Source organism: Streptomyces sp. JH002 (assembly GCF_050916115.1).
GTDB classification, from domain to species: domain Bacteria; phylum Actinomycetota; class Actinomycetes; order Streptomycetales; family Streptomycetaceae; genus Streptomyces; species Streptomyces xiamenensis.
This window is the reverse complement of record NZ_CP087989.1, coordinates 4,249,693-4,273,202: the sequence shown is the minus strand read 5'-3', so window position 1 is coordinate 4,273,202 and position 23,510 is coordinate 4,249,693. Positions and strand designations below refer to the sequence as shown.

Annotated in this window: 15 protein-coding genes; 5 read left to right on the top strand and 10 right to left on the bottom strand. The window is 71.8% G+C overall.

The genetic code is table 11. The features are described 5' to 3' along the window. Positions 1 to 46 precede the first annotated feature (46 nt). Complete coding sequence (locus H7827_RS19590; protein WP_432746736.1) at positions 47 to 2,302, top strand: MMPL family transporter; 2,256 nt, start codon at positions 47 to 49, stop codon at positions 2,300 to 2,302. A gap of 6 nt (positions 2,303 to 2,308) precedes the next feature. Further along, on the top strand, positions 2,309 to 3,514 hold the full coding sequence (locus tag H7827_RS19585) for a metallophosphoesterase (protein ID WP_432746735.1): 1,206 nt from the start codon (positions 2,309 to 2,311) through the stop codon (positions 3,512 to 3,514). A 234-nt stretch (positions 3,515 to 3,748) separates the two neighbouring features. Here the strand turns inward: H7827_RS19585 and H7827_RS19580 are convergent, their stop codons facing one another. The 3 genes from H7827_RS19580 to H7827_RS19570 form a co-directional block, all read right to left on the bottom strand. Next, positions 3,749 to 8,722, bottom strand: coding sequence for an NAD-glutamate dehydrogenase (locus H7827_RS19580; RefSeq protein WP_432746734.1), 4,974 nt, complete (start codon positions 8,720 to 8,722; stop codon positions 3,749 to 3,751). Positions 8,723 to 8,995: 273 nt separating this feature from the next. Further along, entirely contained in the window at positions 8,996 to 9,682 is a 687-nt protein-coding gene (locus H7827_RS19575; protein ID WP_432746733.1) for an HAD family hydrolase, read from the bottom strand. Between the two features lie 41 nt (positions 9,683 to 9,723). Then, positions 9,724 to 10,173, bottom strand: a complete 450-nt coding sequence (locus H7827_RS19570; RefSeq protein WP_432748008.1) for a DUF6912 family protein — start codon at positions 10,171 to 10,173, stop codon at positions 9,724 to 9,726. Between the two features lie 118 nt (positions 10,174 to 10,291). On the opposite strand from H7827_RS19570, the gene H7827_RS19565 reads away from it, so the two are divergent. Further along, positions 10,292 to 10,795 carry an Rv3235 family protein gene (locus tag H7827_RS19565; RefSeq protein ID WP_432746732.1) on the top strand — a complete coding sequence of 168 codons (504 nt, stop codon included), beginning with the start codon at positions 10,292 to 10,294 and terminating at the stop codon, positions 10,793 to 10,795. A 209-nt stretch (positions 10,796 to 11,004) separates the two neighbouring features. On the opposite strand, the gene secA is transcribed toward H7827_RS19565, so the two are convergent. Further along, on the bottom strand, positions 11,005 to 13,785 hold the full coding sequence (gene secA, locus H7827_RS19560) for a preprotein translocase subunit SecA (RefSeq protein ID WP_030725015.1): 2,781 nt from the start codon (positions 13,783 to 13,785) through the stop codon (positions 11,005 to 11,007). Between the two features lie 123 nt (positions 13,786 to 13,908). On the opposite strand from secA, the gene H7827_RS19555 reads away from it, so the two are divergent. Beyond that, on the top strand, positions 13,909 to 15,129 hold the full coding sequence (locus H7827_RS19555) for a winged helix-turn-helix domain-containing protein (RefSeq protein WP_432746731.1): 1,221 nt from the start codon (positions 13,909 to 13,911) through the stop codon (positions 15,127 to 15,129). A 49-nt stretch (positions 15,130 to 15,178) separates the two neighbouring features. On the opposite strand, the gene H7827_RS19550 is transcribed toward H7827_RS19555, so the two are convergent. The 6 genes from H7827_RS19550 to mtrA all read right to left on the bottom strand — a co-directional run bounded on the left by H7827_RS19550 (position 15,179) and on the right by mtrA (position 22,072). Continuing rightward, on the bottom strand, positions 15,179 to 15,931 hold the full coding sequence (locus H7827_RS19550; protein WP_386541090.1) for a response regulator: 753 nt from the start codon (positions 15,929 to 15,931) through the stop codon (positions 15,179 to 15,181). Positions 15,932 to 16,079: 148 nt separating this feature from the next. After that, positions 16,080 to 16,775: a ribosome hibernation-promoting factor, HPF/YfiA family gene (gene hpf / locus H7827_RS19545; protein WP_432746730.1), complete on the bottom strand. Its 696-nt coding sequence runs from the start codon at positions 16,773 to 16,775 to the stop codon at positions 16,080 to 16,082. A 158-nt stretch (positions 16,776 to 16,933) separates the two neighbouring features. After that, the gene (locus tag H7827_RS19540) at positions 16,934 to 17,680 is read right to left on the bottom strand and encodes a ComF family protein (protein WP_432746729.1); all 747 of its coding nucleotides are present in this window, start codon (positions 17,678 to 17,680) and stop codon (positions 16,934 to 16,936) included. Positions 17,681 to 17,714: 34 nt separating this feature from the next. Next, entirely contained in the window at positions 17,715 to 19,565 is a 1,851-nt protein-coding gene (locus H7827_RS19535; RefSeq protein WP_432746728.1) for an LpqB family beta-propeller domain-containing protein, read from the bottom strand. Continuing rightward, a complete protein-coding gene (gene mtrB, locus H7827_RS19530; RefSeq protein WP_432748007.1) occupies positions 19,555 to 21,318 on the bottom strand; it encodes an MtrAB system histidine kinase MtrB in 1,764 nt (587 codons plus the stop codon). The genes H7827_RS19535 and mtrB overlap by 11 nt, the downstream gene beginning before the upstream one ends. 76 nt (positions 21,319 to 21,394) lie before the next feature. Continuing rightward, a complete protein-coding gene (mtrA, locus tag H7827_RS19525; RefSeq protein ID WP_386541107.1) occupies positions 21,395 to 22,072 on the bottom strand; it encodes a two-component system response regulator MtrA in 678 nt (225 codons plus the stop codon). 194 nt (positions 22,073 to 22,266) lie between these two features. Between mtrA and H7827_RS19520 the strand changes: the two genes are divergently transcribed. Beyond that, a complete protein-coding gene (locus tag H7827_RS19520) occupies positions 22,267 to 23,508 on the top strand; it encodes a DUF7544 domain-containing protein (protein ID WP_432746727.1) in 1,242 nt (413 codons plus the stop codon). Positions 23,509 to 23,510: the final 2 nt, after the last annotated feature.

Here is a 23,510-nt window from a genome sequence, read left to right as displayed (position 1 = left end):
CACCGCACCGACCGAACCCACCAAGCCGACCCGAGGAGCACCGACCATGCCCGCAGCATCACCCCCACTCACGCCGCTGCGCCGGCTCGGCACACTGGCGGCGACCCGGCGGCGCGCCGTCCTGATCGCCGGCGCACTGCTCTTCGTCCTGGCCGCCGCCATCGGCGCCGGGGCCATGAACGCCCTGTCCCTGTCCCGCTTCGAGTCCCCCGGCTCCCCCTCCTACCGCGCGGGCGAGATCCTGGAGCGCGAGTTCGGGCAGAACAGCCCCAACTACGTGCTGCTGCTGACCGCGCGGGACGGCGCCACCATCGACGATCCGGCCGTCAGCGCCGAGGCCACCGCCATCGAGAGCGAACTCGCCGCCCAGGACGCGGTCGCCACCACCGGGTCGTACTGGTCCCGCGACCACACCCCCACCCTGGCCAGTACGGACGGCACGCAGGCCCTGATCGTGGCCTGGCTGGCGGGCAGCGCGACCGAGGCCAGAGAACAACTGGAGCCCATCTCCGCCCACTTCCTCGACCGGGACAACGGCGGCGTCCTGACCGTCCAAGCCGGTGGCCAGGACGAGATCTTCCGGCAGGTCGGCGAGGAGTCCGCCCGCGACTTCATCCGCGCCGAACTCGTCGTCGTCCCGGTCGTCCTGCTCCTGCTGGTGTGGGCCTACCGCCGCTGGTCGGCCGCCGCCCTCACCATGGGCGTCGGCATCTTCTCCGTGCTGGCCACCCTCGCGATCCTGCGCGGCGTCACCGCCTTCACCGAGGTCTCCACCTTCGCCGCCAACCTGGCCCTGGTGCTCGGACTCGGACTCGGCATCGACTACAGCCTGTTCGTCATCGCCCGGTTCCGGGAGGAGAGCGCGGCCGGCCGAGGCCGGCCGGCGGCGGTGATCCGTACGGTGGAAACGGCCGGCCGCACCGTGCTGTTCAGCGGCATCACGGTGGCCGCTTCCCTGGCGGCGCTGTTCGCGTTCCCCTTCCCCTTCCTGCGGTCCTTCGCGTACGCCGGTATCGCCGTCGTGCTCACCGCGGCGTTCGGCGCCGTGGTCCTGCTGCCCGCCGCGCTGGCCGCGGCCGGCCACCGTACGCTGCGCCCGGTTCCCACGGCGGCGACCGGCGAGGTGAGCGAGGGCCGCTGGTACCGGATGGCCCTGCGCGTCATGCGCCGCCCGCTGCTGTACGGCGGCCCGGCCCTCATCCTCCTCCTCGCCCTGGGCGCCCCGTTCCTGGGCGCGAACTTCGGGCTCCCGGACGAACGCGTCCTGCCCGCCTCGGCGTCCGCCCGCGTCACCCAGGAACAGATCGGGACGAACTTCCCGGCGGAGGAGACCGACGCCCTGCAGATCGTGGCCACCGGCGTGGGCGAGGGCCCGGAGGTGACGCAACGGATCGACGAGTACGCCCAGCGCCTGTCACAGATCCCCGGCGTCTTCCAGGTCGACGCCCTCACCGGCTCCTACCGCGACGGCTCGCGCACCGCCGAACCGTCCGCGTCCTCGGAGCGCTTCGCCGCGCCGGACGCCCTGTGGATCACGGTCGTGCCCGACCAGGACGCACTGGCCGGGGACATCACCGCGCTGGTGGGCGAGGTCCGCGCCACGAACGCCCCCTACGACGTCCTGGTGGGCGGCTTCCCCGCCGCGATGACCGACTTCCGCTCGGCCCTGCTGGACCGGCTGCCGCTGGTCATCGCGCTGATCCTGATCGTCACCTTCGTGATCCTGTTCCTCATGACCGGCAGCCTCCTCATCCCGGCCAAGGCCACGGTCGCCAACATCCTCAGCCTGACCGTGATGTTCGGGGCCCTGGTGTGGATCTTCCAGGACGGCCATCTGTCCGGGCTGCTGGACTTCACCGCCACCGGCCGGATGGAACCCAGCATCCCGATCCTGATGTTCTGCATCGCCTACGGGCTGTCCATGGACTACGAGGTGTTCATCATGGCCCGGGTCAAGGACGAATGGGACCGCACCGGCGACAACACCCGAGCGGTGGCCGCCGGCATCCAGCGCAGCGCCCCGCTGATCACGGCCGCGGCCGGCATCCTGGCGCTGACCTTCGCCGCGTACGCCACCGGACAGGTCGTCTTCCTCAAGCAACTGGGCGTGGGCATGGCCCTGGCGGTCCTGGTGGACGCGCTGCTGATCCGTACGGTGCTGGTGCCGGCGTTCATGCGGCTGGCGGGCGACGCCAATTGGTGGGCGCCACCAGTGCTGCGCCGGCTGCACGACCGCATCGGGCTGAGCGAGGCGCCGCCGGCGCAGGCGCCGGCCGAGGCCCGGGAACGGGTGGCGGGGTAACGCGGCATGCTCGGCTGGGCAACGAACCTGCTCATCGTCCTCGCGTCGGCGCTGGTCCACTGGTGGCTGTGGAAACGCCTGGTCCGCGACACCACCCGGCCGGGCACCCGTGCCCGCCGGGTGGGCACCGTCCTGACCGCCGCCTCGGCCGCGCTGGCGGCGGCCCCGCGCATCCTGGTCCCGGTGCTGGGCCCGGACGCGGGGCGGTGGCTGGCCTGGCCGGGATACACCTGGCTCGCGGTACTGCTGTACCTGGCACTGCCGCTGCTGGTGGCGGAGCTGATCAGAGCGGCCGGATGGCTGAGGTCGCGCCGCGCGGGCAAGCACGACCCCGGACCCGCCGAACCGCCCACGGCGGCCGAGCTGAACAGACGGCTGTTCCTGAGCAGAACGGCCGGCGCGACAGCGGGCGTGATCTCGGTGGCGACGACCGGCTACGGCCTGACCTCGGCCCTGGGTCCACCGCGCGTGCGTCGGGTCCCGGTCGGCATCTCCCGCCTGGACCCGCGCCTGTCGGGCCTGCGCATCGCCGTCGTCAGCGACCTGCACCTGGGCACGATGCTCGGCCGCTCCCACACCGAACGGATCGTGCGGCACATCAACGGCCTGGAGGCCGACATGGTCGCGGTGGTGGGCGACCTGGCCGACGGCCTCCCCGCCGAACTGGGCGCGGCGGCCCGCCCGCTGCGCTCGCTGGAGTCCACCCACGGCAGCTTCTTCGTCACCGGCAACCACGAGTACCTGTACGACGGGGCGGACGCCTGGGTGAGCGAACTCCACAACCTCGGCGTGCGCGGCCTGCGCAACGAGCGGGTGGAGATCCACCACAACGGCGCGACCCTCGACCTGGCCGGCGTCGAGGACGTGACGGGCGAGGAGTACGGCACGGGCCCCGACTTCGCCCGCACCCTGGACGGACGCGACCCCACCCGCCCGGTGGTCCTGCTGGCCCACCAGCCGATCCTGGCAACCCAGGCCGCCCGCCACGGAGTCGACCTCCAGCTCTCGGGCCACACCCACGGCGGCCAGTTCTTCCCGATCACCCAGCTCTCCCGCCTGTGGGAACCGGTGGTCTCGGGCCTGGGCAAGGTGGAGGACACCACCGTCTACGTGACCAACGGCGCCGGCTTCTTCGGCCCCCCGGTGAGAGTGGGAGCACCCCCGGAAGTCACCCTGATCGAACTCCACCCGGCGGGGCCGCGAGAGGAGTGAGGGGTCACGGTCCGTCCTTCGGGGACCCCGATGACACACCGAAGTCACCATGACGGTGTGCGCGGCGGCGCCGGCATCCGCCGTTCCCCCTGCGAACGGCCCGACCCACCCCACTCGGCCGCCGCCCGCCACTCGACATCCGACGCGACGCGGGACGCCCGCCCACCCGAAGGGGCCCGCGCATGAGTATCGCTACTCATCCGCGGGCCCGTTGTCACAGCCCGGGGTGTCCGGTCAGCGGTTGCTGCGCAGCAGGGTGCGCATCGTGCGCATCGCCACCGACAGGTTCGCCAGATCGAAGGTGTCCGAGGACTGGATCTCGCGCAGCGTGGCCCGGGCACGGGTCAGGATCGCCGCGTGGCGGCCGGCCCAGGCCGCGTACAGCTCCTCGGGGCCCGCTTCGGACTCGCCCGCCGCCAGCACGTCGGCCGCGATCAGCTGGTGCGCCGCGTACAGGTCCTCGCGGATCGCCGTGCGCGCCATGGACTGCCAGCGGTCGGCCCGCGGCAGTTCGCTGATGCGGTCCTGGAGCTGCGAGATGCCCAGCTGGTCGCTCAGGTGGTAGTACACCTCCGCGACGTCGAACAGCTCACGTCCGCTGCGGTCGGCGACCGCAACGATGTCCAGGGCCGAGAACGCCGCCGAGAACCCGGCGACCTGCTGGGCCAGGTCCGCCGGTACGCCGTTCTCCACCAGCTCGTCGAACATCCGGCCGTGCAACTCCAGGTCCTGGCCCCGCAGCAGCTTCGGCAGCTCGGCCCACACCTGGGCGACCCGGTCCTCGAACAGCTCGATCGTGTCGGCCAGTTGCAGCGGCTGCGGCCGGTTGTTCAGCAGCCAGCGCGCGCCGCGTTCGACCAGCCGCCGCGAGTGCAGCCGCAGCCGGGTGACGACGTCCGCCGCCACCTGGTTGTCGAGCCGCTCCGCCGCGTCCCAGATGGTGTTGAGGCCGAAGATCGCCCGCGCCGCGGTGTGCGCGCGGATGATCTCCTCCGTGGAGGCGCCGCTTTCCTCGCCCATGCGGTGCACGAACGAGCTGCCGCCGGTGTTGACGGTGTCGTTGACGAGCAGCGTGGTGATGATCTCCCGGCGCAGGGTGTGGTCCTCGATGCGCTCGGGGAACCGCTCCCGCAGCGCGGTCGGGAAGTACTGGGCCAGCAGCCGCTTCACGTACGGGTCATCGGGCAGGTCGCTGCCGATCAGGTCCGCCGTCACCGACAGCTTGGCGTACGCCAGCAGCACCGACAGTTCCGGCTGGGTCAGCCCCTTGCCGGCCGCGCGCAGCTCCCAGATCTCCTCGTCGGCCGGCAGGAACTCCAGCCCACGGTCCAGCCGGCCGTCGGCGGACAGCTTCCGCATCAGCCGCTGGTGGGCGAGGAGCAGACCGGGCGCGGTGGCCTCGCTGTTGGCCAGCGCCACGTTCTGCGCGTAGTTGTTGCGCAGTACCAGCTCGGCGACCTCGTCGGTCATCGCGGCCAGCAGCGTGTTGCGCTGCTTGACCGTCAGATCCCCGTTCGCCACCAGCGAGTTCAGCAGGATCTTGATGTTGACCTCGTGGTCGGAGGTGTCCACCCCGGCGCTGTTGTCGATCGCGTCGGTGTTGCAGCGGCCCCCGGACTGCGCGTACTCGATCCGGCCGCGCTGGGTGAGGCCGAGGTTGCCGCCCTCGCCGATGACGCGGGCCCGTACGTCCCGGCCGTCGATCCGGATGGCGTCGTTCGCCTTGTCACCGACGTCGGCGTGGGTCTCGCCCGACGCCTTCACGTAGGTGCCGATGCCGCCGTTCCACAGCAGGTCGACCGGCGCCTTGAGGATCGCCTTCATCAGCTCGGCCGGGGTCATCGACACGATGCCGGGGCTGATGCCCAGCGCCGCGCGCACCTGCGGGGTGATCGCGATGGACTTCGCGGTACGCGGGTGGATCCCGCCGCCCTTGGAGATCAGCTCCGCGTCGTAGTCCGCCCACGACGAGCGCGGCAGGTCGAACAGCCGCTGCCGCTCCGCGTACCCGGTGGCCGCGTCGGGCTCCGGGTCCACGAAGATGTGCCGGTGGTCGAACGCGGCCACCAGCCGGATGTGCTCGGACAGCAGCATGCCGTTGCCGAACACGTCACCGGACATGTCGCCGATCCCGGCGACCGTGAAGTCCTGGCGCTGGGTGTCGTGGCCCAGCTGCCGGAAGTGCCGCTTGACGGACTCCCAGGCGCCGCGCGCCGTGATGCCCATGCCCTTGTGGTCGTAGCCGGCCGAGCCGCCGGAGGCGAACGCGTCGCCCAGCCAGAAGCCGTAGGACTGCGCGACCTCGTTCGCGATGTCCGAGAACGTGGCCGTTCCCTTGTCGGCGGCGACCACCAGGTATGTGTCGTCACCGTCGTGCCGCACCACGTCGCGCGGCGGGGTGACCTCGCCGTCGACGAGGTTGTCGGTGATGTCCAGCAGGCCGCTGATGAACGTCTTGTAGCAGGCGATGCCCTCGGCCAGCCAGCCGTCGCGGTCCTCCGCGGGGCTGGGCAGCTGCTTGCCGACGAAGCCGCCCTTGGCGCCCACCGGCACGATCACCGTGTTCTTGACCTCCTGGGCCTTCACCAGGCCCAGGATCTCGGTGCGGAAGTCCTCCTTGCGGTCCGACCAGCGCAGCCCGCCGCGCGCCACCTTCCCGAACCGCAGGTGCACGCCCTCCACGCGGGGCGAGTACACCCAGATCTCGTAGGCGGGGCGCGGCTGCGGCAGGTCGGGGATGGCCTGCGGGTCGAGCTTCAGCGACAGGTACGGGTGCGGGTTGCCCTCGTCGTCGCGCTGGAAGTAGTTGCAGCGCAGCGTCGCCTTGATGACGGTGAGGTACGCCCGCAGGATGCGGTCCTCGTCGAGGTTGACGACCTGTTCCAGGGCGCCGTCCAGTTCCTCCAGCAGGCCGTCGGTCAGCTCCCGGCCGGCGCTGACGCGCTGCGGCGAGAGCCGGGCCTCGAACAGCGAGACCAGCAGCCGGGTGGTGTGGACGTTGCGGCGGAGCGTGGCCTCCATGGTCTCCCGGGCGAACCGGGCGCCGGCCTGCCACAGGTAGCGGGAGTAGGCGCGCAGCACCATCGCCTGCCGCCAGGTCAGCCCGGCGGAGATGACCAGCGCGTTGATGCCGTCGTTCTCGGCCTGCCCGGTCCAGGCGGCGGCGAACGCCTCCTGCACCCGTTCCCGGGTGTCGCCGCCCAGCAGCGGCGCCAGCGTCTCGGGGATCCGCAGCCCGAAGTCGTAGATCCAGGCGGGGGCGCCGTCGGTGGGCCGCAGCTCGTAGGGCCGCTCGTCGACGACCTCGACGCCCAGGTGCTGGAGCACCGGCAGCACGGCGGACAGCGAGACGGGCTCGCCGCGCCGGTAGATCTTGAACCGCCGCTCGCCGGTGGCGGCGCCCACCGGCTCGTACAGGTTGAGGGCGAAGTCGGCGCCGGGCTCGCCGGGGCGCAGCCCGATGACGTACTGGAGGTCGGCGACCGCCGCCCGCGGCGGGAAGTCCGCCTTGTAGCCCTCGGGGAACGCGTTGTGGTAGCGGCGGCTCAGCTCCGCCGCCTGCTCCTCACCGCACTCGTTGAGCAGCGCGTCGGCGAAGCCGTCGCTCCAGGAGCGGGATGCCTCGGCGAGCCGGGCCTCGATCCGGTCGACGTCGGCTTCGGTCAGCTCCGGCAGGTCGGTGCCGGGCTCCACGCGGACGACGAAGTGCAGCCGGGAGAGGACCGATTCGGTGTTCCAGGCGGTGAAGTCGACCGAGGAGCCGTCCAGTTCCTCGGTGAGAATGTCGATCAGCCGCATCCGTACCGAGGTGGTGTAGCGGTCGCGCGGCAGGTAGACCAGCGCCGAGTAGTACCGGCCGTACTCGTCCTGGCGCAGGAACAGCCGCAGCCGGCGGCGCTCCTGGAGGTGCAGCACGGCGGTGGCGATGGAGCGCAGCGTCTCCACCCCGGTCTGGAACAGCTCGTCGCGCGGGTAGGTCTCCAGGATCTGGAGCAGGTCACGTCCGCTGTGCGAGTCGGGGGCGAACCCGGCGGCGGACAGCACCTCGGAGACCTTGCGGCGGATGACGGGGACGCGGCGCACCGACTCGGTGTAGGCGGCGGAGGAGAACAGCCCCAGGAAGCGCCGCTCGCCGACCACGCGGCCGTCGGCGTCGAACTTCTTCACGCCGATGTAGTCGAGGTAGGACGGGCGGTGCACGGTGGCGCGGCTGTTGGCCTTGGTGAGGATCAGCAGCTGCGGCTCGCGCGCCTTGGCCCGCGCCGAGGGCGACAGCCGGGCGAAGGCCGGGGAGGCGGCCGGGTTGAGCGGTACGGGGTAGGCGGGGTGGCCGTCCGGGTACTGCTGCGGGTCGGAACGCAGGATGCCCAGGCCGCTGCCGGGGACGGCGCGCAGTTCGTCGTCCTCGGCGCCGTTGTGCCGGGTCAGCTCGTACTCGCGGTAGCCGAGGAAGGTGAAGTGGTCGGCGGCCAGCCAGCGCAGCAGCTCCCGCGCCTCCTCCACCTCCTGCGAGCGCAGTTCGTCGGCCTTGGGCTCGGTGGGCAGCTCGTCGGCGATGCGCAGGGCGGCGCCGCGCATCTTCTGCCAGTCCTCGACGGACTCGCGCACATCGCTGAGGATGCGGCGCAGGTCGGCCTCGATGCGGGTCAGGTCCTCGCGGTCGGTCTCGCGGTCGATCTCGACGTGGATCCAGGACTCGGTGACGGCGTCGGCGGGCAGTTCGGCCGGGTCGTAGGTGGTGGCGGACGGGCCGAACGGGTCGCGGCCGGCGTCCAGCACCTCCAGGAGCTTGCCGGCGATGTCGCGGCGCACGATCACCTGAGGGTGGATCACGATGTGGATGCCGCGTTCCTGGCGGGAGAGCTCATTGGTGACGGAGTCCACCAGGAACGGCATGTCGTCGGTGACGACTTCGACCACGGTGTGGCTGCACGTCCAGCCCATCTCGTCGACGGTCGGGGTGTAGACGCGGACGTTGGCGGTGCCCTGCGGGCGGGTGGCGGCCAGCCGCAGGTGGGCGCGGGCGGCGCCGTACAGGTCGACGGGCTCGCGCTCGCTGACGTCCTCGGGCGAGATGTACTGGTAGTACCGCTGGAGGTAGGCCGTGAACGCGGCGGCGTCCATGCCGGCCGGCCCCCCATCTCCCACCCCTACCTCGGCGGCCTGCACCAGCAGTGCGGCTTTGGCTTCATCCAGCTTGGTGTGCATGTCCTCAGGCTCCTGTCGCGCGCCGTTGCGTGACGTCGGGAAACGGTCACCGGGCAGCGCTCGATCTCACGTGACGGATGCTCCCGGCGAAGAACGGATCAGTGGCGGACCTCGCCCCATGAACCGGGCCCCGAGGGGAGGCGGCACCGCCTCCTGCCGATATCGCACTGATCACGTGAGCAAGGCTATCGCTCCCGATGGGACGAGCGGATGAGAACGGTGTGAACAAAATCGCAGTACAGGGCCGGTTCAAAGCACCCGGCGTGGCGCTGCTCACGCCGCCAGCTCCGCTGCCAGGTCAACCGCTTCGGCCAGCGTGTCCACGACGGGGACGCCGGCGCGCTGAAGACTGCGACGACTGTGCGAACCGCCTGTATACAACACGGCGTGCGCCCCGATGTGCGCGGCGGCCCGCGCGTCGTCGACGGCGTCACCGATGACGACGGTGCGCGAGGGGGGCACGGCTCCGAGGGCGGCCAGATGACGGGCCATCTGCTCGGCCTTCCCGATGCGGTTGCCCTCTCCCGTGCTGCCGTCGACGCGGGTGAAGTGGCCGGCGATGCCCATGCGGGTGACCAGCGGGGTGAGCTGGTCGTGCAGGGCGAGCGAGCACAGCGACTGGGTGTGCCCGGCTCCCCGCCAGGACACCAGCAGGTCCGCGGCGCCCTCGGTGAGGGCGGCCCGCGTCGCGTGGGTGGCGTAGTGCGACTGGAACGCCGCGTCCAGCCGCAGCCACTCCGGCTCGCTCAGCTCGCGGCCCAGCAGCTGCCGGTAGAAGTCGGGGATCGGTATGCGGTACTCCTCGCGGTACCGCTCCACGGTGATCGGCGGGGCCTCGAAGACGGCCAGGCAGGCGTTGACGGCCTCGACGACCACGTCGGTGTCGTGGAGCAGGGTGCCGTTCCAGTCCCACACGATGTGGGCGGAGCGCGGTGCGGGGATCTGGGTGTCCGAAACCATGCCTCGACGGTACGGGGCGGCACCGACAGGCGCGAAATGTATTAGAGGAGGTGGGGGATCTCCTGGACGCCGTACCACAGCAGTTCGTGGCCGGGGTCGGCGTCCTGGTCCCCGGCGGCGGCCGCGGCCACGGCCGGCTCGGCGTCGGCGGCGTCCACGTGCACGGAGGCGAGCCGGGCCAGCGGTACGGGGGCGGTGAGCGTGACGGCGCCGGGCTCCCGGGGGTCGGCGTGCACCGCACCGTCGGTGACCTCGGCGACGACGACCACCCGCCGCCGCGGGGCCGCCGGATCGGCGGCGAGCAGCCGCAGCGCGCCCGCCGCGGCCTCCCCGAGCGCCCCGTACTCCAGCTCCTCCTCGTCGGCCCCCTCGCCGTACCAGGCGCGCAGTGCCGGGGTGACGGCGAAGGCGGTCAGCGGCGCGGGCCCCAGCTCTCCCGAGCGGTGCAGGGCGGCGAGCCCCGGGAGGGTGAGGGGAACGTAGACGCGCATGACTGCCGCTTTCATCACAGGACTTGACGGGTGAGGAGTCCAGGGTACGCCTTGCCGCTCCGCGATCGCATGACTACACTGCGTCATAGTTACTTGCCAGTACGAGCAGGGGGACGGCATGCGCGCCAGCACCAGCGGATTCGACCGACGCCCCCGGCCGGGCGCGGGACCCGCACCCCGGACGCGGCGCACGGACTCCCGCCGCCCGGGCGTCCCACTGCCCCGCACGGCCGGTGGCGCGCGGACCCCGCAGCACTGGTTCGCCGAACGGCTGCTGCTGATCCTCAGTGGGCGCCGCCCCGTCCATCTGCTGATGGGACACACCACGGCCGAGGCGTACGAGGCGCTCATCCACGCCGCCGACCACGCCCCCTTCGCCTTCTCCGGCACCCCGGTACTGCGGCGGGTGGGCGCCACCCAGCCGGCCCCCGGCGCGGTCGAGGCGTTCGCCCGCGTGACGGTGGGCGAGCGCACCCGGGCCATCGCCTTCCGCCTCGAACAGACCCCCGCCGGCTCCTGGCGGTGCGCGGCCCTGGAACTGGACACGATGAACCCGGGCCACCAGGACCCGCCCCACCCCACCGCACCACCCCGTCACCGCGCCGACGGCCGCCGCCGCTGACCCGGCGGCAGAGCCCGGCGGCAGCCGCCGCGGCCCCGTCGTCCGGGGGCCGTGGGACGTCACCCCCGCAGGGGCCGTGGGGCCCCCGCCCGGCCGATGACCCCCACCACGCCCGGAGGGGCGGTGGGAACGGCCGAAAGCCGCTCCCACCGCCCCTCCGGCGGTTCACCGCCCGCCGCACCCCGCACGGGCGCGGCGCACGGTGTGCGTCACTTCTTGCGGCGCCGGCCGCCCTTCTGGGCCTTGCGGCGGTCCGCCCGGCCACCGGTCACCGGCTGGTCGGCGTCGGTCACGACATCGCTCTCGACGACGCCGCCCTCCCCGTCCACCGACGGAGCCGACAGGTGCAGCCGGTCCGCCCGCTTCGGGGCCTCCAGGCCCTTCGCCAGGATCTTCGGCGCCGCCCCGCCCTGCTCGGCGCCCGGGGCCGCGGCCTGGACCGGAACCTGCTCGACCTTCCGCTCCACCTGGACCTCCAGGTTGAACAGGTAGCCGACCGACTCCTCCTTGATCCCGTCCATCATGGCCGTGAACATGTCGAAGCCCTCGCGCTGGAACTCCACCACCGGGTCGCGCTGCGCCATCGCGCGCAGCCCGATGCCCTCCTGGAGGTAGTCCATCTCGTACAGGTGCTCACGCCACTTGCGGTCCAGCACGGACAGCACCACGCGCCGCTCCAGCTCGCGCATCACCTCGGCGCCCAGCTCCTCCTCGCGGGCCCCGTACTGCCGGTGGATGTCCTCCTTGATGGACTCGGCGATGAACTCCGGCGTCAGACCGTCCCGGCCGTCCGCCTCCTCCTCCAGCTCCTCGACGGTGACCTTCACCGGGTAGAGCTGCTTGAACGCGCCCCACAGCCGGTCCATGTCCCATTCCTCGGCGAAGCCCTCGACGGTCTCCGCCTGGACGTAGGCGTCGATGGTGTCGTCCATGAAGAACTGGATCTGCTCGTGCAGGTCCTCGCCCTCCAGCACCCGGCGCCGCTCGCTGTAGATGACCTCGCGCTGCCGGTTCAGGACCTCGTCGTACTTGAGGACGTTCTTGCGGATCTCGAAGTTCTGCTGCTCGACCTGGCCCTGGGCGGAGGCGATCGCGCGCGTCACCATCTTGTTCTCGATCGGCACGTCGTCGGGCACATTGGCCATGGCCATGACCCGCTCCACCATCTGCGCCTTGAACAGCCGCATCAGGTCATCGCCGAGCGAGAGATAGAACCGCGACTCCCCCGGGTCGCCCTGTCGTCCGGAACGGCCGCGCAGCTGGTTGTCGATACGCCGCGACTCGTGCCGCTCGGTGCCCAGGACGTAGAGCCCGCCCAGCTCCTTGACCTCGACGAACTCGTCCTCCACGGCCTTCTGGGCGCGCTCCAGCGCCTGCGGCAGCGCCGCCGCCCACTCCTCGACGTGCTCGGCCGGGTCCAGGCCCTTCTTGCGCAGCTCGGCCTCGGCGATGTCGTCCGGGTTGCCGCCCAGCTTGATGTCGGTACCACGGCCGGCCATGTTCGTGGCCACCGTCACCGCCGCCTTGCGGCCGGCCTTGGCGACGATCGCCGCCTCCCGCTCGTGGTTCTTCGCGTTGAGCACCTCGTGCCGCACGCCGCGCTTGTTCAGCTGCTGCGACAGGTACTCGGACTTCTCCACGGAGGTGGTACCCACCAGCACCGGCTGCCCGGTGCGGTGCTTCTCCACGATGTCCTCGACGACCGCGTTGAACTTCGCGACCTCGGTGCGGTAGATCAGGTCCGCCTGGTCGATGCGCGCCATGCCCCGGTTGGTGGGGATCGGCACCACACCCAGCTTGTAGATCTGGTGGAACTCGGCGGCCTCGGTCATCGCCGTACCGGTCATCCCGGACAGCTTGCTGTAGAGGCGGAAGTAGTTCTGGAGGGTGATCTTGGCGAGCGTCTGGTTCTCGTCCTTGATCTTCACGCCCTCCTTCGCCTCGATGGCCTGGTGCATGCCCTCGTTGTAGCGGCGGCCCGCGAGGATACGGCCGGTGTGCTCGTCGACGATCACGACCTCGCCGTCGATGACGACGTAGTCCTTGTCGTTCTTGTAGAGCTCCTTGGCCTTGATGGCGTTGTTCAGGTAGCCGACCAGCGGGGTGTTCACCGACTCGTACAGGTTGTCGATGCCCAGCCAGTCCTCGACCTTGCTGACGCCGGCGTCGTGGATGGCGACCGTGCGCTTCTTCTCGTCCACGTCGTAGTCGCCGGTCTCGGCCACCTGGCGGGTGGGCACCGCGGCCTCACCCTTCTCCAGGCGCTTGACCAGCTTGGCGAAGTCCGCGTACCACTTCGTGGCCTGGTCCGCGGGGCCCGAGATGATCAGCGGGGTGCGCGCCTCGTCGATGAGGATCGAGTCGACCTCGTCCACCACGGCGAAGTTGTGGCCGCGCTGCACCAGTTCGTCCTTCGACCACGCCATGTTGTCGCGCAGGTAGTCGAAGCCGAACTCGTTGTTGGTGCCGTAGGTGATGTCGCACGCGTACTGCGCCCGCCGCTGCGCCGGGGTCATGCCCGCCGTGATGCAGCCGACCTCCAGGCCCAGGAAGCGGTGCACCCGGCCCATCCACTCCGAGTCACGCTGGGCGAGATAGTCGTTGGTCGTGATCAGGTGCACGCCCTTGCCGGACAGCGCGTTCAGGTACGTGGGCAGCGTACCGACCAGCGTCTTGCCCTCACCGGTCTTCATCTCGGCGACGTACCCCATGTGCAGGGCGGCACCGCCCATCAGCTGCACGTCGTAATGGCGCTGCCCCAGGACCCGCTTGGCGGCCTCCCGGACCGTGGCGAACGCCTCCGGCAGCAGGTCGTCGAGCGACTCGCCCTCGGCGATGCGCTCCTTGTACTCGTCGGTCAGCGCCCGCAGCTCCGCGTCGGAGAGATCAAGGAAGTCCTCTTCAATGGAATTCACCTGAGCGGCGATGCGGTGCAGCTTGCGCAGGATCTTGCCTTCGCCTGCACGCATGAGCTTGTTGAAGACGGACACGAGGGCTGGTCTCCTTGGGTCGGGCCTGCTGGGTCGCGGGCACAGCGAGAATGGCCCCGCCGCACCGGCCATGGTATGCGAGCGCCGACGCGACTGTCAGTGGTCGGCCCTACGATCGCCCGCATGACTGTTGCTCCTCCGCGTCTGACCGCCGACGAAGCCCGCCGGATCGCCCTGCGAGCCCAGGGACTGCTGGGGGCCGTCGACCGCAGAGCGGGCGTGCGCGGGATGCTGCGCCATCTCGGCCAGGTCCAGCTGGACACCATCTCGGTGCTGGCCCGCTCGCACGAGCTGCTGCCCTACGCGCGGCTCGGCGCGGTCGGCCGGGACGCGGTGGAGGGGGCGTACTGGTCGGGCGGCACCGCTTTCGAATACTGGTCGCACGCGGCCTGTGTGCTGCCCATCGAGGAGTGGCCGCTGTTCGCCTTCAGGCGCCGCGCCTTCCGGGAGCGCGAGTCCTGGCACCACGGGCTGGGCGAGGGCGTGTACGAGCGCGTGATCGACCAGCTGCGGGCCGAGGGGCCGCTGACCGCCACGGAGCTGGGCGGGGCGAAGAACGGCGGCCCGTGGTGGGACTGGAGCGATGTCAAGGTCGCCGTCGAGCGGGCACTGATGTTCGGGGAGGTCGTGTGTGTGGAGCGCCGCGGCTGGAAGCGGGTGTACGACCTGGCCGAGCGGGCCGTCCCGGACGCCCTGCTCCACGACGACCTCGACGACACCGCGTGTCTGCGCCGGCTGGTCGCCCAGTCGGGGTCGGCGCTGGGCGTGGCCACCCAGGCGGATCTGGCCGATTACCACCGGCTCAAGGGCGCCCAGGTCGCCTCGGTCGTCGAGGACACCGGTCTGGTGGAGGTCACCGTGGACGGCTGGGATCCGCCGCGCGGCCGCGGCGACGGCCGCAACCGCGTGTGGGCCGACCCGGCGGCCCTGGCCACCGCGCCGCGCGGCCGGCACCGTACGACGCTGCTCTCCCCGTTCGACTCCCTGATCTGGGACCGCGCCCGCACGGAGCGGATGTTCGGCTTCGTGCACCGTCTTGAGGCGTACGTGCCCCGGCCGCGCCGCGTCTACGGCTACTTCGCCATGCCGCTGCTGTCCGGCGGGCGGCTGCTGGGCCGGGTGGATCCGGCGCGCGAGGGCAGCACCCTCATCGCCCGGCACGCCGCCTTCGAGGGCACCGCGGAACGGGCCGCCAAGGCGCTCCCGGCGATGGCCGAGGCCCTGGTGGAGGCCGCCTCGTGGGTGGGCGCGGACACCGTACGGGTGGAGCGCACCACCCCGGAGCGGCTGCACGAGCCGCTGCGGCGCGCGGTGGGCGACGCCTTCCGGGCCGCCTACCGCTGACCGGCGCGCCCACCGGGCCGCACGCCCCGCACGCCCCGTGCGGGGCGGCTCAGCCGGTCTCCAGGTCCAGGATCTTCTCCCGCATCGCGTACACCACGGCCTCCATCCTGGAGTGCAGCTGAAGCTTCTCCAGGATGTTGCGCACGTGGTTCTTCACGGTGTTCTCGGAGATGAACAGCGCCTTGGCGATGTCCCGGTTGTTCTTGCCGGTGGCCACCAGCTTCAGCACCTCCAGCTCACGGTCGGTGAGCCGGGGCGCGGGCACCAGCCGCCGCTCGTCGGTGCGCTGGATCATCGACTTGAACTCGGTGAGCAGCTTGGCCGCCATCGAGGGGCTGATCTGCGACTGCCCGTCGGCCACCGCCCGGATCGCGGCGGTCACCTCGTCGGTGGAGATCTCCTTGAGCAGATAGCCGGTGGCCCCGGCCTTGATCGCGTCGTAGAGGTCCGCCTCCTCGTCGCTGATCGTCAGCATGATGATCCGCGCGCTGGGGGCGACCTCCTTGATGGAGGTGCACGCCTCGATCCCGCCGCGCCGCGGCATCCGCACATCCATCAGCACAATGTCGGGCAGCAGGTCGGCGGCCTTCTCCACCGCCTCCGCGCCGTCCCCGGCCTCCCCGATGACCTGGATGTCCTCCTCCTGCGCGAGCACGATCTCCAGTCCGCGCCGGAACAGCTCGTGGTCGTCCACCACCAGCACCCTGATCGGCTCCCGCCGCTCGGGCGGGCCCTGCGGCGCCTCCCGCCGCGACGGCTCCGCACCGGTGCGGGGCATCACGGGCCCGAAGCCGTCCACCATCGTCGTATCCCCCTGCACAGGCCGGTGCCGCCCACCGGACAACGGATGGCCACCGTACGCCGGTTGGCAGGACCATGATTCCATGACGGGCGCCCCCGCCGGGTCCATGATCCGGCCAAGGGGCGCCCTTCATCAGCGGGTGCGGAGGCTAACCTCCCAGCGCCGCCCCCGCGCCGACCGGGGCGTGCTCCGCCAGCGGATCGGCCTCCAGATGGATCACGCCGTAGTCGTACCCGTGCCGCCGGTAGACGACGCTGGGCTGCTTGGTCTCGATATCGACGAACAGGTAGAAGTCGTGCCCCACCAGCTCCATCTCCTCCAGCGCCTGTTCCAGCGACATGGGGGCGGCGGTGTGGGTCTTCTCCCGGACGACGAGCGGCCCGTCGCCCTGCACCTCGATCGGTCCGGTGCGGCGTACGGTCACCGCGGGCTCCGGCTCCTCGGGGCCCGCGCCCAGCTCGCCGTCCTCGTTGATCACCGCGGCGTCGGGGACGGCCTCTCCCACCTCGCTGGCGGGGATGCGGCCCTTGCCGCGACGGGACTTGCGCTTGTCATGCTCCCTGCGCAACCGGGATTCCAGCTTCTCGACGGCCAGGTCGAGCGCGCCGTAGGGATCGGCCGCCGATGCCTCCGCGCGGACCACGGGTCCGCGGTGGCGCAGCGTGATCTCCACCCGGTCGGAACGGTCGGCCTGACGCGGATTGTGTTCCTTGGACACTTCCACGTCGAGGCTGGTCACCTTGCCGTCGAATTTCTGGATACGGTCCAGCTTCAGCTTTTCGGCCACGTGCCTCCGGAATCGCTCCGGTACCTCCGTCTTGCGGCCCTTGACGACGATGTCCACGCAGAACTCCGTTCCCGGATCGCCCCGCCTGCGCCGGCGGAGCAGCTCCCTTGGTACAGAACGAATGTGCACTTTTTACGGTGGTTCGCACCACCACGCCTTGTATCGAAAGTACCTCCAATGGCCCATCTACGGCACCCTTACCAACGCGTAGACCCCTACCCAGGTTCCTCACGGGCACTCCGTGTCCCCGCGACCACCGCCGCTCCCAGCGTCCGGCCGCCCGCCGCCCGGACCGCGCGTGCCGCCTCGGCAAGGGACGCACCGGTGGTCACCACGTCATCGACCAGCACCACGGATTCACCGTAGGCGAACACCCGGCTGCCCTCCGCGGTCAGCGCGCCGGCCAGATTGGCCCTGCGTGCCTCCGCCCCCAGGCCCGCCTGATCGGCCACCGTGCGTCGCTGGCGCAACACCGGCAGCACCCGTACCGCCAGACCCTCGCGTCGCAGCCGAGCCGCTGCCGCCACCGCGATCCGGCGCACCGGATCGTGCCCACGCCGCCCGGTGGCCGCCCGCGCCGAGGGCACCGGGACCAGCGCCAGCACCTCACCGCCGCCGCGCCCCACCGCGTCCGCCACCCGTTCGCCGTGCGCCCGCACCGCCGTTACGCTCAGCGCCAGCGCCCGGCCCAGCGGCGCGGCCAGTGCCAGCGCCCCGCGTTCCTTGTGCGCCAGCAGCACCGACCTGGGCTCACCCGCGTACTCGACCGCCGCGTACACCGGCGGCAGCCCGGCCGGCTCCGGCGCCGGCCGCACCCGGCGCGCCGTCCCGGCCCGCGCCCCGTACAGCAGCGCCCGGCAGCCGGTGCACAGCACCGCCCGTGCCGCACCGCACCCGGCGCAGCCCGCCGGCAGCACCAGCTCCCCGATCTCCCGCCACCAGCCGCGCAACGACACCACCACCCACGTACCGGACCCGCCCGGTCGTGTTCCGGGCCTACCCCGGGTAGAACGGCGCCGACCCCTGCTCGGTCACCAGCCTCCACTGGTCCTGGAGCCGGACGATGCCGTCGGCGGTCTCCGCCAGCAGCGGCAGGGTGTCGTCCTCGGACGCCGCGAGACCGGTCACCAGGCCCGGCATGGTGGAGGAGCTGGCCGGTGAGCCGTCGGTGGCCAGGTACTGCAACTGCTCCACGCCGTCCGCCGGGCGCCCGACGACGACCAGCTTGCTGACCCCCGCCCACGAGGCCGCCGTGACCTTCTCCAGGACCGGGGTGACCGCGCGCAGGCCCTGCACGGAGACCTCGACCGCCTCCCCGGCGGCGGCCCGGTGGATCCGGCCCATCCACAGCGTGGCCAAGCCGTCGTCCCCGGCCAGCAGCATCGCGACGCGCACCCCGTCCGAGGCGACCCGTACCGAGGCGATGTGCTGCCCGGCCGGCAGGCCCTCCACCGGGACCTCCTGCGGGCTGCCCACTCCGCCGGACAGCCGCAGCAGCCGTGGGCCGGCCGGGTCCCGGTCGGCGACCCACAGGTCGCCGAGCCCGTCCCAGCTGGGGCGGGACAGGCCGGTCTCCGGGTCGGCCGAGGCGCTCAGCGTCAGCGGCTCGGGGGTGGGGTCGATGCCCCACATCTCGGTGACCAGCAGCGATCTGCCGTCCTCGGTGACGCCGGCGGCCCGGTCCTCGCTCCGGCTGACGGCGGCCTCGCGCAGCGGCACGGCCCCCTGCCCCAGCGCACCGGTGACGATCTGCGGCTCGGCGTCCACGTCGGGGACCGTCAGCAGCCGGTCCTCCCCGTCCAGGAAGTACGAACTGCCCGTGCGGGCGTCCAGCTGGCCGGGCGCCAGGCCGTTGGCCTCGGCGCGCGAGAGCGAGCACAGCCGGGAGCCGTCCGCACCGTCGGTCAGCCGGACCTCGGAGACCTCGCCCGAGGACTGCTCCTGCACGGTGTACAGGACCTGTGCGCCCATCAGCTCGCAGCGGTCGCGGTGCAGCCCGGGGTCCACGCCGGTCAGTGCCACGGTGAGTGTCCCGGAGTCCATGGTGATGGCGTTGCGCTCCGGCGCCAGGCCGACGTCCTGCGGGATCTCGGTGCGCACCACCGGGGCCAGCCATTCGCCCGGCCCGTTCAGCAGTTCCCTGACGGCTTCCCCGACCGGGTCGATGCGCCACCGTACGTAGATCGGGTCGGCGACCAGCGCCTTGGCGGACTCGCCCGCCTTGCCCGTCTCCGCCCCCCAGTCCGCGTAGTAGAACGTGTTGACGGAGTGGTAATTGCGCTGGAAGTCGGCCTCGCTCATGATCAGGCCGTCCGGCAGCTCGTCGATGCGCCACTCGCCCTCGACCCGCTGGAGCCGGAACGGCTCCCGGTAGCCGCCCTCCTGCGGGGTGTACCCGTGTGCGGCGTCCACCGTGGCCAGCAGCGTGCCGCCCACCTCGACGACCGCGGTCTCGGCACTCTCCGCGGTGTCGCCGTCGGCGGCCAGCAGGTCACCCTCCGGCAGCCGGCTGGTGAAGTTCAGCCCCGACGCCAGCACCGTGGTGCTCGCGAACGGGTCCCACACCCGCTGCCGCTGCGGCGTCAGATACTCGCGCGCCGTGTCGAACTGCGCCTCGTCGCTGGTGATCGCCTCCAGGAAGCCCCGGACGATCTCCTGCTGCGTCGCGTTCTCCTGCGGCGAGACCCCGAAGATCCGCACCGGGGACTCGTTCTCGGCGCGCTCGGCCGCGTCCACCCGCTGCACCGGACCGCTGGAGGGCATCGCCGCGCAACCGCCCACCAGCAGCCCGCCGGCCAGCAGCACACCGACCGTCTTCACGCCGCCCCGCCACCGCTCACCTGCCACGGCCGCTGTCCTCCTCCACCGTCGACACGGAGCCGGCCGGACCGGACCCGCCAGTCCCGTCGGACCCGCCGGCGGCACCGGAGGCGCCACTGCCCCGGCCCTGCGCCGGAATCGCCACCGTCCGCCGCCGCGCGTCCCCCGGCTCCAGCGGCAACGGCGACCCGCGCAGCGTCCCGCCCGCCACCTTCGGCAGCGTCAGCCGGAACTGCGCGCCGCCACCCGGCTCGCCCCACGCCTCAAGACGCCCGCCGTGCAGCCGCGCGTCCTCCACCGCGATCGACAGGCCAAGACCCGTGCCGCCGGTGGTACGCGCTCGCGCCGGATCGGCCCGCCAGAACCGGTTGAACACCCGCTCCGCCTCGCCCTCACCGAGCCCGATCCCGTAGTCGCGCACCGCGAGCGCCACCGCGGAACCGTCCGCGGACTCCGCCAGCCGGATGACCACGTCACGGCCCTCGCCGTGCTCGATGGCGTTGACCACCAGATTGCGCAGCACGCGCTCGATCCGCCGCGCGTCCACCTCGGCGACCACCGGGGCCCCGGCGCCGCGCACCAGCAGCGCGCTGCCCTTGCGCTCCGCCAGCGGCTCGGCGCCCTCGATCACCCGGTGGACCACGTCGCGCAGATCGCTGTGGTCCGCCTCCAGGCTCGCCGCCCCCGCGTCGAACCTGCTGATCTCCAGCAGGTCCGCCAGCAGCGACTCGAACCGCTCCACCTGCCCCAGCAGCAGCTCCGCCGAGCGGGCCGTCACCGGGTCGAACTCCTCGCGCGCCTCGTGGATGACCTCGGCCGCCATCCGCACCGTCGTCAGCGGGGTCCGCAGCTCGTGGGACACATCCGAGACAAATCGCCGCTGCATCCGGGAGAGGTCCTCCAGCTGGGAGATCTTCACCTGGAGATTGCGGGCCATCTTGTTGAACGACTCGCCCAGCCGCGCGATGTCGTCCTCGCCGCTGACCTTCATCCGTTCCTTCAGGCGCCCGGCCGCCAGCCGCTCGGCGATCCCGGCCGCCATCCGCACCGGCGTCACGACCTGGCGGACCACCACCCAGGCGATCGCGCCCAGCAGTACCACCAGGAAGATCCCCGCGGTCGCGATGGTCCCCATCACCAGGCTGAGCGACTTCTCCTCCTGCGTGAACGGGAAGAGGTAGTACAGCTGGTACTGGCCGTTGTCGTTGTCCGTTAGCCGCCGCCCCACGATCAGCGCCGACTCCGAGCTGCCGTCCGGGCGCACGATCGTGCCGTACTGCCGGTGCGTGGCCGGATCACGGTCCAGCGCCTGCCGCAGCTCCGCCGGGATGCTCTCCTCGGGCCGGATGTCCGCCGACGCCCGCGGCCCGCGCATCGCCGCGCCCGGCTCCCCCGTGAACGAGGTCGACGACAGCTGCGAGCTGAGCGCCACCACCGAGTACACACCCTGGCCACCGGAGGCCAGCTGCTCCACGATCCCCGTCATCCACGACCCGGGATCGGTGACCCCCTGGCCGGCGACCGGGTCGGAGCCGTCGTGCGCGTTGTTCGCCAGGTCCTCGGCCACCGCGAACCCGCCGTCGGCCTGGCTGATCGCCGTCTGCCGCTTCGCCTCCAGCAGCCCGTTGCGCACCTGCCCCATGACGACGATGCCCAGCACGAGCACCACCGCCACCGACATCAGCAGTGTGGTCGCCACCACCCGCAGCTGGATATTGCGCCGCCACAGGCGCAGCACCGGCAGCAGCGGGCCACGCGCCCACCGGCCGAATATCCGCATCGCGGGCTGGGCCCGGCCGCTCGTCGCCCCTTCGGGGAGCAGCCGGGAACCACGCCGCCACAGCCGGGCACTCACCTCAGCTGGATCCGGCCTTGTAACCGACCCCCCGCACCGTCACGACGATCTCCGGCCGCTCCGGGTCCTTCTCCACCTTGGAACGCAGACGCTGCACGTGCACGTTCACCAGCCGCGTATCGGCCGCGTGCCGGTACCCCCACACCTGCTCCAGCAGCACCTCACGCGTGAAGACCTGCCACGGCTTGCGCGCCAGCGCCACCAGTAGATCGAACTCCAGCGGGGTCAGCGAGATCGTCGCACCGCCGCGCTTCACCGAGTGACCGGCCACATCGATCACCAGATCACCGATGGCCAGCTGCTCGGGCGCGGGCTCCTCGGACCGGCGCAGCCGCGCCCGGATCCGTGCCACCAGCTCCTTGGGCTTGAACGGCTTGACGATGTAGTCGTCGGCGCCCGATTCCAGGCCGACCACGACATCCACCGTGTCGCTCTTTGCCGTCAACATGACAATCGGCACCCCGGACTCACCGCGGATCAGCCTGCACACCTCGATACCGTCCCGGCCGGGCAGCATGAGGTCGAGCAGCACCAGATCCGGTTTGATCTCCCGGAAGGCCGCCAGCGCCTTGTCGCCATCTGCCACGAACGACGGTTCGAATCCCTCGCCGCGCAGCACGATGCCGAGCATCTCCGCCAGCGCGGTGTCGTCATCGACGACGAGTACGCGTCCCTTCATGCCTTCATCATCCCATCCCCTGATCGTGACTTCCCCGAACGTGATCTGGAACACATCCCGGCCTCGTGCCCATCCGTCCCGGGTACGGGAACTACCACAGCCGGAACACCCACCGGCACGCCATGGCACGATGTGCACCCAGATCCCGTTGAAACAACAAACACCGAGCAGTACGAGCGTAGGAGTACGAAGCCGTGAGTGACGCGCCAGGCTGGACCTCGCCCGGCTCCCAGCCGCCGGAGCACGACCCGGACACCACCACGGCCCCGCCCGCGCAACCGCAGCAGCCCCCGCAGCCGCAGGGCTGGACCGCCGGCCCCGGCGTCCCGCCCCAGGGCGGCCCCTACGGCCAGCCCGGGTACGGACAGCAGCCCGGCCCGTACCCCGGACAGCAGCCCGGCGGCCCCGGCCACCACCCAGGCTACGGCCAGCAGCCCCCCGCCGGCTGGGGCGCACCGCCCCCCACCTGGGGCCCCAAGGAGTACGCCGCCAAACCCGGCGTCATCCCGCTGCGCCCGCTCGGCCTCGGCGAGATCCTCGACGGCGCCGTCTCCACCGCCCGCGCCCACTGGCGCACCGTCCTGGCCATCTCCCTCGGCATCGCCATCGTCATCCAGCTGCTCTCCGGCTTCGCCATGAAACTGTGGCTCTCCGAGAGCTCCGGCATCGCCGCCCTGGAGAACAACCCCGACCCCACCACCGAAGAGCTGCGGGACGGCCTCCTGGACCTCGGCGCCTTCAGCTCCGTCGCCGGCATCGCCATGCTGGTGGGCAGCGTCCTGGCCACCGCCATGCTCACCATCGTCGTCAGCCGCGCCGTCCTGGGCCGCAGCGTCACCCTCGGCGAGGCGTGGGAAGACTCCCGCCGCCAGCTGGGCCGCCTCCTCGGCCTCACCCTGCTCACCGGCCTCATCATCGTCGCCGCCGTCTGCGTCCCCGTCCTGCTCGGCGTCCTGGTGGGCAGCCCCGCCCTCGCCATCCTCGGCATGATCGCCGGCATCGTCCTCGCCATCTGGCTGTGGGTACGCCTCTCCCTCGCCGCCCCCGCCCTGATGCTCGAACGCCAGGGCGTCCTCACCGCCCTGCGCCGCTCCTACAAGCTCGTCAGCAACTCCTGGTGGCGCATCTTCGGCATCCAGCTGCTCATCACGATCCTCATCACGATGGTCGCCGGCATCCTCGAATTCCCCTTCACGATCCTCGCCGAACTCGCCGGCTCCGGCAGCGTCGACGGCTTCATCAGCGGCTCCCTGGCCGACGTCACCTGGACCTACCTGCTGATCTCCGGCATCGGCGGCGTCCTGGGCTCCGCCATCACCCTGCCCATCAGCGCGGGCGTCGCCGCCCTCCTCTACATCGACCTGCGCATCCGCCGCGAGGCCCTCGACCTGGAACTGGCCCGCGCCGCCGGCATCACCCCGCACCCGGGAAGCTGACA